This is a genomic window from Protofrankia sp. Cas8 (assembly GCF_963555845.1).
Taxonomy (GTDB): domain Bacteria; phylum Actinomycetota; class Actinomycetes; order Frankiales; family Frankiaceae; genus Protofrankia.
Genome location: NZ_CAUVXI010000147.1, coordinates 1,226 through 14,693, shown reverse-complemented (window position 1 = coordinate 14,693; position 13,468 = coordinate 1,226). Strand labels below are relative to the sequence as shown.

The 13,468-nt window shown below is 67.5% G+C and carries 11 protein-coding genes; 3 read left to right on the top strand and 8 right to left on the bottom strand.

From position 1 onward, the window contains the following. The 6 genes from U9977_RS18895 to cysC all read right to left on the bottom strand — a co-directional run. Window positions 1-1,278: polyketide synthase (locus U9977_RS18895; protein ID WP_322750608.1), on the bottom strand; the 1,278-nt coding region annotated here is incomplete at its 3' end. 80 nt (window positions 1,279-1,358) lie between these two features. Then, the gene (locus U9977_RS18890) at window positions 1,359-1,763 is read right to left on the bottom strand and encodes an acyl carrier protein (RefSeq protein ID WP_322750607.1); all 405 of its coding nucleotides are present in this window, start codon (window positions 1,761-1,763) and stop codon (window positions 1,359-1,361) included. Window positions 1,764-1,811: 48 nt separating this feature from the next. Further along, the gene (locus U9977_RS18885) at window positions 1,812-2,597 is read right to left on the bottom strand and encodes a class II aldolase/adducin family protein (RefSeq protein ID WP_322750606.1); all 786 of its coding nucleotides are present in this window, start codon (window positions 2,595-2,597) and stop codon (window positions 1,812-1,814) included. Next, window positions 2,594-3,700, bottom strand: coding sequence for an aminotransferase class I/II-fold pyridoxal phosphate-dependent enzyme (locus U9977_RS18880; protein ID WP_322750605.1), 1,107 nt, complete (start codon window positions 3,698-3,700; stop codon window positions 2,594-2,596). Before U9977_RS18880 ends, U9977_RS18885 begins: the two co-directional genes overlap by 4 nt. A 33-nt stretch (window positions 3,701-3,733) precedes the next feature. Continuing rightward, complete coding sequence (locus tag U9977_RS18875) at window positions 3,734-4,693, bottom strand: D-2-hydroxyacid dehydrogenase (RefSeq protein WP_322750604.1); 960 nt, start codon at window positions 4,691-4,693, stop codon at window positions 3,734-3,736. 481 nt (window positions 4,694-5,174) lie between these two features. Further along, window positions 5,175-6,767: an adenylyl-sulfate kinase gene (cysC, locus tag U9977_RS18870; RefSeq protein WP_322750603.1), complete on the bottom strand. Its 1,593-nt coding sequence runs from the start codon at window positions 6,765-6,767 to the stop codon at window positions 5,175-5,177. A gap of 228 nt (window positions 6,768-6,995) precedes the next feature. On the opposite strand from cysC, the gene cysD reads away from it, so the two are divergent. Together cysD and U9977_RS18860 are read left to right on the top strand one after the other, a co-directional pair. Next, complete coding sequence (cysD, locus tag U9977_RS18865; RefSeq protein WP_322750602.1) at window positions 6,996-7,910, top strand: sulfate adenylyltransferase subunit CysD; 915 nt, start codon at window positions 6,996-6,998, stop codon at window positions 7,908-7,910. Between the two features lie 16 nt (window positions 7,911-7,926). Continuing rightward, window positions 7,927-9,171 carry a sulfate adenylyltransferase subunit 1 gene (locus tag U9977_RS18860; RefSeq protein WP_322750601.1) on the top strand — a complete coding sequence of 415 codons (1,245 nt, stop codon included), beginning with the start codon at window positions 7,927-7,929 and terminating at the stop codon, window positions 9,169-9,171. A gap of 51 nt (window positions 9,172-9,222) precedes the next feature. Here U9977_RS18860 and U9977_RS18855 read toward each other — a convergent pair whose 3' ends face one another. Continuing rightward, a complete protein-coding gene (locus tag U9977_RS18855) occupies window positions 9,223-9,948 on the bottom strand; it encodes a pyrimidine reductase family protein (RefSeq protein ID WP_322750600.1) in 726 nt (241 codons plus the stop codon). A gap of 172 nt (window positions 9,949-10,120) precedes the next feature. Between U9977_RS18855 and zapE the strand changes: the two genes are divergently transcribed. Further along, on the top strand, window positions 10,121-11,266 hold the full coding sequence (zapE, locus tag U9977_RS18850; protein ID WP_322750599.1) for a cell division protein ZapE: 1,146 nt from the start codon (window positions 10,121-10,123) through the stop codon (window positions 11,264-11,266). Window positions 11,267-11,717: 451 nt separating this feature from the next. Here the strand turns inward: zapE and treZ are convergent. Beyond that, on the bottom strand, window positions 11,718-13,468 hold a 1,751-nt coding region (gene treZ, locus U9977_RS18845), incomplete at its 5' end, for a malto-oligosyltrehalose trehalohydrolase (protein WP_322750598.1).

Below are 13,468 nucleotides of genomic sequence, written 5' to 3'. Positions count from 1 at the left end.
GCTGTCCCAGGGGATCTGCCGCGAGGGGGTCTGCAGGTGCAGGTGCGGATAGATCACGGCATCACGTACCTGAAGGGCGACCTTAACGACTGCTCCGATGCCAGCCGCCGCCTCCATATGACCGATGTTCGGCTTGAGAGTGCCAACCACGACGGGGGCAACCGCGCTGTGGGACTCCGCGAACACGGTACCGATCGCGGCGATCTCGACCAGATCTCCCAACGGCGTTCCCAGCGCATGAGCTTCGACGTACTGGATGTCGCCGGGTTCAAGCAGCGCGCTGGTGAGGGCCGCGCGCATGAGGGCAGCGCGGGCTGCATCGTCGGGAACGGTGAAGGCGCCGCTGCCGCCGTTCTGCCGCACCGCCGTACCTCGGATGAGGGCGAGGACCGTGTCATCGTCACGCGTGGCGTCCGACAGACGTTTGAGCACGATCATCCCGCAACCCTCGCTGCGGGCGTAGCCGTCCGCGGCGTCGTCGAAGGTCTTCGACCGCCCGTCCGGGGCGAGCAGCTTGGCTTGCGAAAAAAGGATATGGGCCCGGGGGTGGTGGATGAGGTTCACCCCGCCGCACAGGGCGATCCCACACTCCCCACGCCGCAGGCCCTCGACGGCGAGATGCAGCGCCACCAGTGACGACGAGCAGGCCGTGTCAACCGCGATGCTGGGACCGTGCCATCCCAGGAAGCACGACAGTCGGCCGGGTAGTGCGCTGTGTGCGGTGCCCGTGGCGATGGGTGCAGCCAGCTCCTCGTAACCGAGCGAGTCGACCTCCAGCGCGTAGTCTCCGGCGCTGACCCCCACGTACACACCACCATCGCCGTTGCGTAGCGGAGTGGGATCGATGCCGGCGTTCTCCAGCGCTTCCCATGCGGTTTCCAGTACCAGCCGGTGCTGCGGATCGATGTACTGAGCCTCAGCCGGCGAGATGTCGAAGAACTCCGGATCGAACTGGTCGATTCCGTCCAGGAAACCGCCGCCGACGGTAGTTATTCTGCCTCTGACGTCGGTGCTATCGGTGCCTGCGTCGGTGGTGGCGAAGAAAGTGCTGTCCCAACGATCGGCGGGAATCGGCCCGATACCAGAATGTCCGGCCTGAAGAAAATGCGTGAAATCAGCCAAGCTGTCATTACCGCCGGGGAAGCGCAGACCTACGCCAACGATGGCGATCGGCTCGTACTTTTCCAGGAGCAACTGTCTGATGAGCAGCTCCTGCTGGCTGATGGTCGCTCTCGCCTGCGTGAGTTCCTCATGGCTGGGATGGGATACACCCGACATCGTCGTCCCTCCTGTCGTCCGGGCCCGAGCAGGTCTGTTCGCGCGGTCGTGGGCCGGGTCCGGGTCCGAACGGTTCGCGGTCAGATCCCGTACAGGTCCTTGAGGAGCTCGTCGACAAGAGGCTTGTGGCCCGCCGTTGCAGCCGGCTGCTCGACCGGCTTTTCCCGCCCCCCGGGAACCGCAAAAAGCTCCAGGAGAGCCTCCTGGGTGAGGAGGTCAATCAGGTGTCGCACGGTCGGGCTGCGCAGCAGTGCGGACGTGTCGATCTCGCATCCCAGCGTGGCCTCAAGGCGTTGTTTGACGTCAATGACCCGCAGCGAGGTGAGGCCGAGGTCGAAATAGTTCTGGTCCAGCGGAAGATCGTCCTGTTCGGCCATCAGCAGGGTGACTTTGAACTCCGCTGCCACCATGGCTTCCAGTGCTGCCCGGCGTTCGGATCGCGGCAGCGCCCGCAACGCTGTGACGGCGGGCGTGGGTGCAATCATCGGGGTCCTCGTTTCAGTTCGACGTTCCGCCATCGAGTCGCTATTATGTCACCGCCGGTAATCGGGGTCCTTGCGTTCGATCAGGCGTTGCATGGCTTCGAAGACCTCCCTCGCGCCACCACCACTGTCCTGCACGGCACGCATGCCGGCGGACGAGCGCCTGTGCGCCTGTGCGGTCACGGCTGTGAGGGTCTGCCCGGAACTCTGCGCGGCGAGCTGGATCTCGCAGGCACGCTGCAGCAGCCACATCCGGAGAAAGGCGTCCGGAATCGTCCGGCCGGTGGTCAGCAGGCCATGGTTCCGCAACATCATGATGTTCTTGTCAGCGAGATTCTTCACCAGGCGCCCGCACTCGTCCGGATATACGGTGACACCCTCGAAGTCGTGGTAGGCGAGCTGGCCGGCCAACTGGGCGGAGTAGAAGTTGTCCGGGCTCAGCCCGTCGCGAAGACAGGCCACCGCGCTGCCGGCGGTGGTGTGGGTGTGCATCACGCAGTGGGTATCCGGGCGGCTTGAGTGTATTGCCGTGTGAATGATGACGCCGGCTGGGTTCACCGGCCAGTCTCCTGGTTCCACGACCTTGCCGTCGAGGTCAATCCTGACCAGGTTGGATGCCGTGACCTCATGGTAGAGGAGCCCGAAAGGGTTGATGAGCAAGTGGTTTTCCGGACCGGGGAGGCGGACCGTCACATGATTGAAAATCATCTCAGTCCACCCAAGGTGGTCGAAGATCCGATAGCAGGCCGCCAGCTGTACCCGTAGTTCCCGCTCGGTGGGGTCGATTCCATGGGGGCGGGTGCCGGCATCGGTTTTGCCGGGCGGTCCGATGCTCATTGTTCCACCTTCCGCTGAAGCATCCTGTCGGGCGACCCGAGCTGACCGGGCGCGCATGACGCTACTGCGGCCAGAACCCGGTCGTTGATTTCTCCTTCCGCTATGGTGATCCGAACTCCTTCGTCGGGGAAGATCCGGACGGTGATGCCGACCGATGCGAGCGTCTGTCCGATCCGGGTGGCGTAGGCCCCGGCATCCAGCCAAACGAAGTTGGCCTGACTGGGCCATACGGTCCAGCCTTGTCGGCGCAGCCCATCGGTGAGCCGTATCCGTTCACGCCGGACCACGGCGCAGTGTCGGCGCAGCCATTCGTGTTCGTTCAGGGCTGCCAGTGCGGCCGCCTGCGCGGGTGCGTTGACCCGATAGGGAAAGGATGTGGACCGCAGCTTCTCGGCCAGCGCCGGGGTTGACACGGAGAAGGCGACGCGCAGGCCGGCCAGGGCGTAGGACTTCGAAAATGTGCGTAACGCGACAACATTGTCGTGGTGGCGAAGAAGATCAATACCATCCTGAATACGGTCGGGGTCCGCGAAGTCACGGTATGCCTCGTCAAGGACGATTGTGACCGTCGCCGGTACCCGTTCGAACAGCCACTCGATCTCGCCTTTCTCGACGATGGTCCCGGTCGGGTTGTTCGGGTTACTCAAGATGATGATCCGGGTCGCGTCGTTGCAGGAGCCGGCCAGGGCTGCCAGATCGCATCGCCCGTCCGGGCGCAATGGCAGTGCAATCGAGGTGGCGGGCGCGTTGTCCGCGAGCAGCGGGTATGCCTCGAAGGAACGCCAAGGATAAACCACCTCGCCGCCGGCCGCCAGCAGGCGAATCAGGTCCTGCAGAATTCCGATCGACCCGGCACCGACGAATACGTGGTCGGCCGCCACGCCGAGCTGGGAAGCTATTGCGGCGACGAGGGTCTCGGAGAATGGTTCGGGATACCGGTGGGGAGTCTGCCCGGTGCGAAGGAAGGCATCGAGGACGGCGGCCGGGGGTGGGATCGAACTTTCGTTCAGCGCGAGCCTGACCGGCGGTACAGTCGGCGCGTTCTCGCAGCGGGTCTTGATTGTCAGCGGCTGCGGCTTTACCGGGTCGGTGCTTGTCGTCATGATTGCCCTACCTTTCTCGGTGGCCACCGTTTTTCAGTATCCGTGGTCGTAATCGACGACGTTCACCATTTCTTCGATGTTCACCCAGCGGTGGAACTGCCGGACGAACATCGCTTCGAACCGGGTGCGGCTGTGCGGCGAGCGCCAGGTGTGATGCGGGAGAATCAGGACGTTGGGCCGGCGCCACAATGGGTGGTCGACGGGTAACGGCTCAGGTCTATGGCCGTCGAGCACCGCTCCACCGAGGAGGCCGGCGTCAAGTCGGGAGATCAGCGCTGCGGAGTCGACGACTGCGCCGCGGGAGATGCTGATGAGCCAGCTGTGGGACGGCAGCAGGGCGAGTTCCCGTTTACCGATCATTCCGTCGGTCCGTTTGGTCAATGGGAGGGTGCAGATCAGGAAGTCCGATTCAGCGAGCAGGTCCAGCCAGGATGCGTCGGAAATGACCCGCTCGACTCCGGGAACCGGATCTGGTCGTGGCCGGCGGGTGACCGCGGTAAGGCGGAGCCCGAAGGGATCCAGTAGCCGCGCGGTTTCGACGCCGATCGACCCGAGTCCGAGCATCAACGCCCGCCGGCCGACGAGGTCTACGGGAATGATGCTGGTGTCCCAGACCGCCCTGGCTGACCGGTCGACGAAGTCGAGGAGACCTTTGCTTGCGGTGAGCAGGGCAAGCGCGATCCATTCGGCGATGGGGCGGGAGTTCGCGCCCACCGCGGTGGTCAGCAGGATCCCCCTGGCGGCCAGTTCGTCCAGCGGGAGATCCTCTACGCCTGTGTAGTCCGAATGGATCCAGCGCAGGCCGGGGGAGCCGTCCAACAGCGCACGGAACCACTCCAGTCGAGGTTCGCCGGTGCGCCAGGCGATCTCAGGTCTGCTGGTAGCGTCAGTACAGGGTAAAGTCTCGATCCGGATATCCGACGGGAGGTCACCGCGCCGGACCATATGCAGCAGCGAGCTTTGCCCGATGGTTGACGTGGTAATGGATGTCATATGAGACATCTGCCATGATGAATGGCCATGACCGAGAGTAGTTCCTTCCGCTGGCGACTGCCCCCCGGCGTGGCGACTTCGGGAAACAGAATCAGTATTGGATACCCGCGGTCGTGGAGACAGAATGAATTTGTAGTGGTATCGGGAATACCAGATTGCCGGGTACCAGGAACCGGCGTCGCCTGGTGCGTGGGGTACCGGCGGCCGGCCCACGGCAGTCATATCGGCAGGGCATTCGAATATAGATCTTCCGCTACCGGCGTTCGGGCAATGCCACTGACGCTAAGTCGATCAGGCTGCAACCTGGGGGTTCAGCGGGTTGGCGAGCCTGATCGTGGGCGGGGCGTCGTGGCGGGTGCCGCGCTGGCCGGGCTTCTTGACGGGGAACTGGTTGTGCCGGGCTCGGCGGACGACACGGGGAAGGTATGTTCGCGGCGGGTGTTAAGCCTGTCGGGCCGGGTGATGTCCGCGGCGAGCCGCGTCAGGGAGCGAGCCAGCCGTGGGTGCAGAGGTGATCGAGGATGGTCTGCACGGCGTCCTGGGAGGATGTCTGCGTGGTGTCGATGACGATCTCGGCATCCGCGGGTTCCTCGTAGGGGTCGGATACGCCGGTGAAGGTCGGGATGATGCCGGCGCGGGCTTTTGCGTACAGGCCTTTGCGGTCGCGGGCCTCGCAGATCTCCAGCGGGGTGGCCACATGGACCAGGACGAACCCGCCTCCGCTGTCCTCGACCATCGTCCTGACCTGGCGGCGGACCGCGTCGTAGGGGGCGATCGGCGCGCATACCGCGGTGCCGCCGGCGGCCGTCACAGCCGCGGCGACAAAGCCGATCCGCGCAACGTTGGTGTTGCGGTCCTCGCGGGAGAAGCCGAGCCCCTTGGACAGGTGTAGTCGGACGACGTCGCCGTCGAGCAGCGTCACCCGGCGGTCACCGCGCTCCAACAGTCGGCAGACGAGCAGCCCGGCCACGGTCGACTTGCCCGATCCCGACAGACCGGTGAACATCACGGTGAGCCCCCGCTCGGCCCGCGGTGGCTGTGCGCGGACGAGTTCGGCGGCGACCGCGGGCGGTGTGAGCACCGGCGGCAGCCGTGTTCCGCGCTCAAGGAGCAGTCCCAGCGCGCTTGCCCCCGGTGCGCTCGGCGCCGGTCCGACGATGACCGAACCGAGCCCGTAGGCGACCGCGACCTGTGCCCGGTGGATGACTTCCGCGGCCAGGGCAGGCTCGGTCTCTCGATCGTCGGTCTCCCGGTGGCCGGCGGGCTGGTGATTCGTTATCTGATTGTCACTTACCTGATTGTCGCTTACCGGGTCACCGGTGGTGGTCCCGACCCGGATCGTGGTGTCGGGGCCGAGGGCGACCGCCTCGGTCAGCCGCGGCATCGCCCGGACGGGCACCAGGGCGAGCATGGCCCGAACGTCGATCAGCGTGGCGAGCCCCGCCCGCAGGCACCGCACCCGCAGGTGGTGGCGCGCATCCGCGGGATCCGCCCCACCGACCGGAGCGAGGACCACGACGGTGTTCCCATCGGCGGTGAGGGCTTCGATGCGGTCCAGGTCCGCGGTATGGAGCAGGCCGTCGACCCACAGCGCGGTGGGCGCGGGGTCAGTTGGCGTGCACCACCCGCGTCCGAGCAGCTCCGCCTGCAACGACGCGGGGGTGAACCGCAGCTCGGGGTAGTCGGGGTGATCGGGTAGCTGTAGTCCCTCGACGACGCCCGACAGCGCCGACCCGGCCATCTCGGTCACTCGCAGAGCGGCGATCATCACGCCTTCGGAGTCCCGTAGCGCAACTGTCACTCCAGGGCGCGGCTTCTCGGTGCTCTCGCTGGTCAGCGCATGGGCGTCACCGATGTCGACCGTGTGCCGCGGCATGCGCACCGGGCCGTCGTAGCCATCCTCGGTCACACCCGGGCCGTGGCGGCTCGGGCACCCGCCGGACAGCAGGAGCTCAAGGTCGGCAAGCTGCGCGGCCGTCAGCGTCAGTGACGGCCAGTGCAGCGACGCCTCGGTCAGTTCCGTTGCGCGGGTCTCGTCGACCAGCAGCGCGGTCCTCTCCCGGATGGTGGGCACACCCTGACCGTAGCCGTTGAGGTCCGTCCTGCCACGGCGACGGGCTGGCGACCGGGCTGGCGGCGGGCTGGCGGCGGGCGCAGGCGGGCATGGCCGTCGAGCCGCTTCGCTGTCCTGGGCGCCGGTCCCTCGGCTACCTTGGGCTGATATCCACCGGCGTTCTGCCGGCGTTCTGCCGGCGTTGTCATCTATCGGTGTTGTCTACTGGGCTCGACGGGGGGACTGCGCGTGCCTGTCACGGGCTACGAACTCACCCATCTGCAGATGCTCGAGGCGGAGGCGGTCCACATCTTTCGGGAGGTGGTGGCCGAGTTCGAGCGTCCCGCGCTGCTGTTCTCCGGCGGCAAGGACTCGATCGTCATGCTCCGGGTCGCCCAGAAGGCGTTCTGGCCGGCAAAGCTGCCGTTTCCGCTGGTCCACATCGACACCGGCCACAACTTCAGCGAGGTGATGGAGTTCCGGGACGCCCGGGTGGCGCAGCTGGGCGCCCGCCTCGTCGTCGGATCCGTCCAGGATGCGATCGATGCCGGAGCGATCACCGAAGACACCCGGCCGGGCGCGTCCCGCAACCAGCTGCAGACGCCGGTGCTGTTGGACACCATCGAGGCGAACAGGTTCGACGCGGTGTTCGGCGGGGCCCGCCGCGACGAGGAGAAGGCCCGGGCCAAGGAGCGCGTGTACTCCTTCCGGGACGAGTTCGGCCAGTGGGACCCGAAGAACCAGCGTCCCGAGCTGTGGTCGCTCTACAACGGCCGACACCGCCCGGGCGAGCACATCCGGGTCTTCCCGCTGTCGAACTGGACGGAGCTCGACATCTGGCGCTACATCGCGCAGGAGAGCCTGGAGATTCCGTCGATCTACTACGCGCATACCCGTGAGGTGGTCGAACGGGACGGGATGCTGCTGGCGGTGACTGCCCTGACGCCGCCACTGGAAGGGGAGCGGGCCGTTGCGCGTCAGGTGCGTTACCGCACGGTGGGGGACATGTCCTGCACCGGTGCGATCGCGTCGACCGCGGCGACGATCGACGAGGTGATCGCGGAGGTGGCGGTCAGCAGGATCACCGAACGCGGCGCGACCCGCGCCGACGACCGGGTCAGCGAGGCTGCCATGGAGGACCGCAAACGGGAGGGCTACTTCTGATGGAGGGGCTGTTCTGATGGGGGAGCTGCTGCGGGTCGCCACCGCCGGTTCTGTCGACGACGGCAAGTCCACACTGATCGGACGGCTGCTCTTCGACACCAAGTCGCTGTTCACCGACCAGCTGGCAGCGGTGGAGCGCACCAGCCGCGAGCGGGGCGATGCCTACGTCGACCTGGCGCTGCTCACCGACGGGCTGCGAGCCGAGCGGGAACAGGGCATCACGATCGACGTCGCATACCGGTACTTCGCCACGCCGAAGCGATCGTTCATCCTCGCCGACACCCCTGGGCACGTCCAGTACACCCGCAACATGGTCACCGGGGCGTCCACCGCCGATCTGGCACTGTTGCTGGTGGATGCGCGTAAGGGCGTGCTGCAACAGACCCGGCGGCACGCCTTTCTGGCCTCACTGCTGCGCGTCCCACACCTGGTACTGTGCGTGAACAAGATGGACCTCGTCGGGTTCGACGAGGATGTGTTCGAAAAGATCAAAAGTGAGTTCCGGGGGTTCGCCGCCAAGCTCGAGATCGTCGACGTCGCGACGATCCCGGTGTCGGCGCTCGGTGGGGACAACATCGTGTCCCGCTCGCCGAGCACACCCTGGTACGAGGGCACCTCGTTGCTGCACCACCTGGAGGAGCTGCACATCGCCTCCGACCGCAACCTCATCGACGTGCGCTTCCCGGTGCAGTGGGTGGTCCGGCCGCGATCGGAGGACCTGCACGACTACCGCGGTTATGCCGGCCAGGTCGCCGGTGGCATTCTCAAGCCCGGGGATGACGTGATCGTCCTGCCGTCCGGTCTGTCCTCGCGGATAGCGGCCATCGACACCTTTGACGGACCGGTCGCCGAAGCCTTCCCGCCGATGTCGGTGACAGTCCGCCTTGAAGATGATCTTGATGTCTCCCGCGGGGACATGCTCGCCCGACCGGCGAACCAGCCAACGGTCGGCCAGGACATCGACATGATGGTCTGCTGGATGGCGGATGCGCCGCTGCGGGCCAGGTCCAGGCTCGGGATCAAGCACACGACCCGGTCCGTGCGCGGCGTGCTGAAGAACATCGCCTACCGGGTCGACGTCGACACGCTGCACCGCGACGAGAGCGTGTCGGAGCTGCGGCTCAACGACATCGGCCGGGTGACGGTGCGGACCACGACACCGCTGTGCTTCGATCCGTACCGGCGGAACCGGACGACCGGGAGCGTCATTCTCGTCGACGAGGTGACCGGGTCCACGGTCGCCGCCGGCATGATTCTCTAGCGTCTGTCCCGGCCGGGGGCCGGGGGTCGGAGCTTCAGCGACGCCGATGATTCAGCGACGCCGATAGCGCAGGAACAGGCTGCCGTCGTCCTCGAGAACGTGACCGAGCGTCATCGTGACAGGCTTCGGCCAGCGGTGGCCGCCGACGATCCGGGCGTGGTCGGGGCCGGCGAGCAACGGGGCAAGTGTCAGGCACAGCTCATCGAGAAGGTCTGCTCCTGCGAGGGACGCGTGTAGCGATGGTCCGCCTTCGCACAGCACGCGTCCCAGTCCCCGCCCGGCGAGCACATGTAGTGCCGTCGCGAGATCCACTGTCTCGTCGCCGCAGACCACCATGTCGGCGACGGCCGCAAGGTCGCGGTACCGGTCAGCCGGCGCGGCCCGGGCGGTGAGCACGAGTGGACGCACGTCCGCGCTGAACAGCCGGGCGGACGGGTCGAGCCGCAGGCTGCCGGAGACGACCGCCACCGGCGGGATCGGGGCCTGCCCGGCCGCGAGTCGTCGGTCGCGGCGTTCCGGCGGAACAACGACCGGCCCGTAGTCCTCGGCGACCGCGGTGCCGGCACCGACGAGGACGACGTCGGCAAGCCAGCGCAGCAGGCGAAAGACCCGGCGGTCGGCACTGCCGCCGAGGCCGCCGGAACGACCGTCCACCTCGGCGGCGCCGTCGAGGGACGAGACGAAGTTCGATCGCACATGCACCCCGCCGACGGCGACCGGTGGCAGGCCGTAGAAGGCATCCAGGTCGACGTCATCAGGGGACGGGAAATGGCGCACTCGCCGGACTCTATTCGGCGCAGACTCTATTCGACATTCGACCCGCTGCCGGCTGATCGCTCGTAGCGTGGGCTGTCGCATATCACGGTGGCCAGCGTGAAACGGTGTGAGTTACCTCGCGTGGTACTTCTCGGGGCGTCATCGACCGATGGTGTATCCGTAGGGTGAAAACATGCCGGAGCGCCTGGTTGACCGCCATCCCGAGGTACGTCCGGACGATTTGGTCGCGGCCCTTGTTCCGCCGCCACGGTTCAATGACGTCCGCTTCGTGACCTACCGGCCGGATCCCGGCGAGCCGAGCCAGGTCGGTGCCGTTGCGGCGCTGGGCCGGTTCGCCGACCGGGTCGCCTCGGGTGGGACCCGGGCCCGGGGTTCGGCCGGCGCCGGCGGCCGTGGCCTGCTCCGGTTCGGACGTCGTGATCTGAGCAGCCGGGACGGGGGCCGCCGGGACGGGGGCCGCCGGGATGACGCCGGTGGCGGGTCGGACGCGGGGGGTACGCGTCCGGGGGTCTATCTCGACGGCGGGTTCGGGGTCGGCAAGACCCACCTGCTCGCGTCGCTGTGGCACGCGGTGCCGGGCCCCAAGGCCTACGGGACGTTCGTGGAGATCACTTCGCTGGTCGGCGCGCTGGGGTTCGCCCGGACCGTGGACGCCCTGTCCGGCCTACGGCTGCTGGCGATCGACGAGTTCGAGCTGGACGACCCCGGGGACACGGTGCTCGTCTCCACCTTGCTGACTAGGCTCGCCGAGGCGGGCGTGCACCTGGCCGCGACCAGCAACACCCAGCCGGAGGACCTCGGTGCCGGCCGCTTCGGCGCGGATGACTTCCTGCGCGAGATCCAGGGGCTGTCGTCGCGGTTCGACATCCTGCGGATCTCCGGCGAGGACTTTCGCCACCGCGGCCTGCCCAAGCCGCCCGCGCCCCGCAGCGACGACGAGGTGAGTCGGCGTGCCGCGGTGACCCCCGGTGCCAGCGAGGACGGCTTCGCCGAACTGTGCGCCCACCTCGGCCAGTTGCACCCGTCCCGCTACGGCGCGCTCGTCGACGATATCGCCCTGTTCTGCCTGCATGGCGTCACCGCGGTGTCCGACCAGGCGATGGCGCTGCGGCTCGTCGTCCTCGCCGATCGTCTCTACGACCGGTCGATCCCGGTCGTGGCGTCCGGCCAGCCCTTCAGCGAGCTGTTCTCGGCGGAGATGCTGGCCGGGCCGCATCGCAAGAAGTTCCAGCGCGCGATTTCGCGGTTGTCGGCGTTGGCCCGCGACGGCGGGTCCGACGACCTGGCCGTCTGGGAAGGCAGCGCCAAGGCGTCATAGCCCGTTTGGGGCCGCCGGCCGCGCGAGGAGATCCATGATCGCGCGGCCTTTGGCCGGGTAGCCCGTTTGGGGCCGCCGGCCGCGCGAGGAGATCCATGATCGCGCGGCCTTTGGCCGGGTAGCCCGCTTGCCGGTGCCGGTGCCGCTGGATGATCCGGCGGCTGACCGGACCGCGAGATGTGCAGCGCTGGCCCGGACGGGATACTGACGGGGTGCGGTACCGGTGACCCCGAGGTGTCGTGGGTGGCTGACAGCCGACGTTCGCCGTGTCGAGTTCGGCCTGAAAGGACGGTTGTACGTATGACGACCTATGTTGTGCTGCTGGTCGTCGTGCTACTGATAGCCGTGGGCATTCTCGGCCTGCTGTATGCCGTGCTGTCCCGAACCGAACGCCGCGACCGTCGGCGTTGACCCGGTCGGCTCACCGCAGGCCGGCTCACCGCAGGCCGGCTCACAGCAGGCGGGCGATCACCACTGATTCCCCGTCGAGCTCGATACGGCCCGGCATGTAGGTGAACCCGCTGGTGGACGCGGCCGGCACGTCAAACGGCACGCCCTCGACCGGTACCGGTTGGCGCCGTGGTGCGAGGTTGCACACGACCGCGACCTGGCCGCGGCGCAGCACGAACCAGCGGGCGTCCTCGTCGAAGCTGGCGCGTACGCAGGACAGGTCCGGGTTGGTGAGGTCGGGCAGGGTTCGGCGCAGGGTGGTCAGGCGTCGGTACCACTTCAGCAGACCGGCGTGGCGCGCCGTCCGCAGTTCCGCCCAGTCCAGTTTGGAGCGGACGAATGTCGCCTCGTCCTGTGGGTCGGGGATCTCGTCGGGCCCCCAGCCGTGCGCGGCGAACTCGCCCCGGCGACCCTTGCGGACGGCGTCGGCCAGCCCCGGCGCGGTGTGGTCACTGAAGAACTGCCACGGTGTGCTCGCCCCCCATTCCTCACCCATGAACAACATCGGCGTGAACGGTGAGGTCAACAGGAGCGCGGCGCCTACCCGCAGCAGCCCTGCGCTGAGCGTCTGCCCGGCACGGTCACCGATTGCCCGGTTGCCGACCTGGTCGTGGTCCTGCAGGAACGTCACGAACCGATGCGCCGGGATGTGGTTGGGCACCGGCCGGCCGTGGGAGCGCCCGCGGAACGCCGAGTACGTCCCGTCGTGGACGAACGCGCCTTCCATCGCCTTGGCCAGGGTCGCGAGACTGCCGAAGTCGCTGTAGTAGCCCTGGCGCTCACCCGACAGTGCCGCCCACATGGCATGGTGCACGTCGTCGCACCACTGCGCGTCCAAGCCGAGCCCACCGGCATCGCGGGTGGTCACCAGCCGCGGGTCGTTGAGGTCGGATTCGGCGATCACGAACAGGGGCCGCCGCTGCTGGGCGGCGAGCCGGTGCACCGCGATGGTGATCTCTTCAAGGAGATGGACGGCCCGGCCGTCGGCAAAGGCATGCACAGCGTCCAGCCGCAGGCCGTCGCAGTGGTAGTGGCGTAGCCAGCCCAGTGCGTTGTCGACGATGAACGCCCGGATCTCGTCGGAGCCGGCGGCATCAAGGTTGACAGCCGGTCCCCAGGGGGTGATGCGGGAGTCGGTGAAATAGGGGCCGAACCGGGCGAGGTAGTTCCCGTCGGGCCCGAGATGGTTGTAGACAACGTCCATGATCACACCGATGCCCCGGCTGTGGGCGGCGTCGACGAACCGCTTGAGCCCGTCCGAACCGCCGTAGGGCTCGTGGACGGCGAACAGACCCACGCCGTCGTAGCCCCAGCCGTGGCGGCCCGCGAAGGCGTTGACGGGCAGCAGCTCGACGGCGTCGATGCCGAGCGCCACCAGGTGGTCGAGCCGTTCGATGGCGGCGTCGAAGGTGCCGGCCGGGGTGAACGTGCCGATGTGCAGCTCGTAGAGGACACTCCCGGCCAGCGTCAGCCCTCGCCAGGCACTGTCCGTCCAGCTGAACAGGGCGTGGTCGACGAGCCGGGAGCGACCGTGAACGCCCTGGGGCTGATCGGCGGAGCGCGGGTCCGGCAGTTCGTCGACCTCGCCGTCGATCAGGTAGGCGTACTCGGTGCCGTGACCCGCAACGGGCACGTTCACCCACCACCAACCGCCGTCGTCGGTCAGCATCTCGTGGACGGTTTCGTTGCCACCAGTATCGGTGATCACACCTACCGTCTTCGCCTCTGGCACCCAGACGCGGAAAGTGCTCA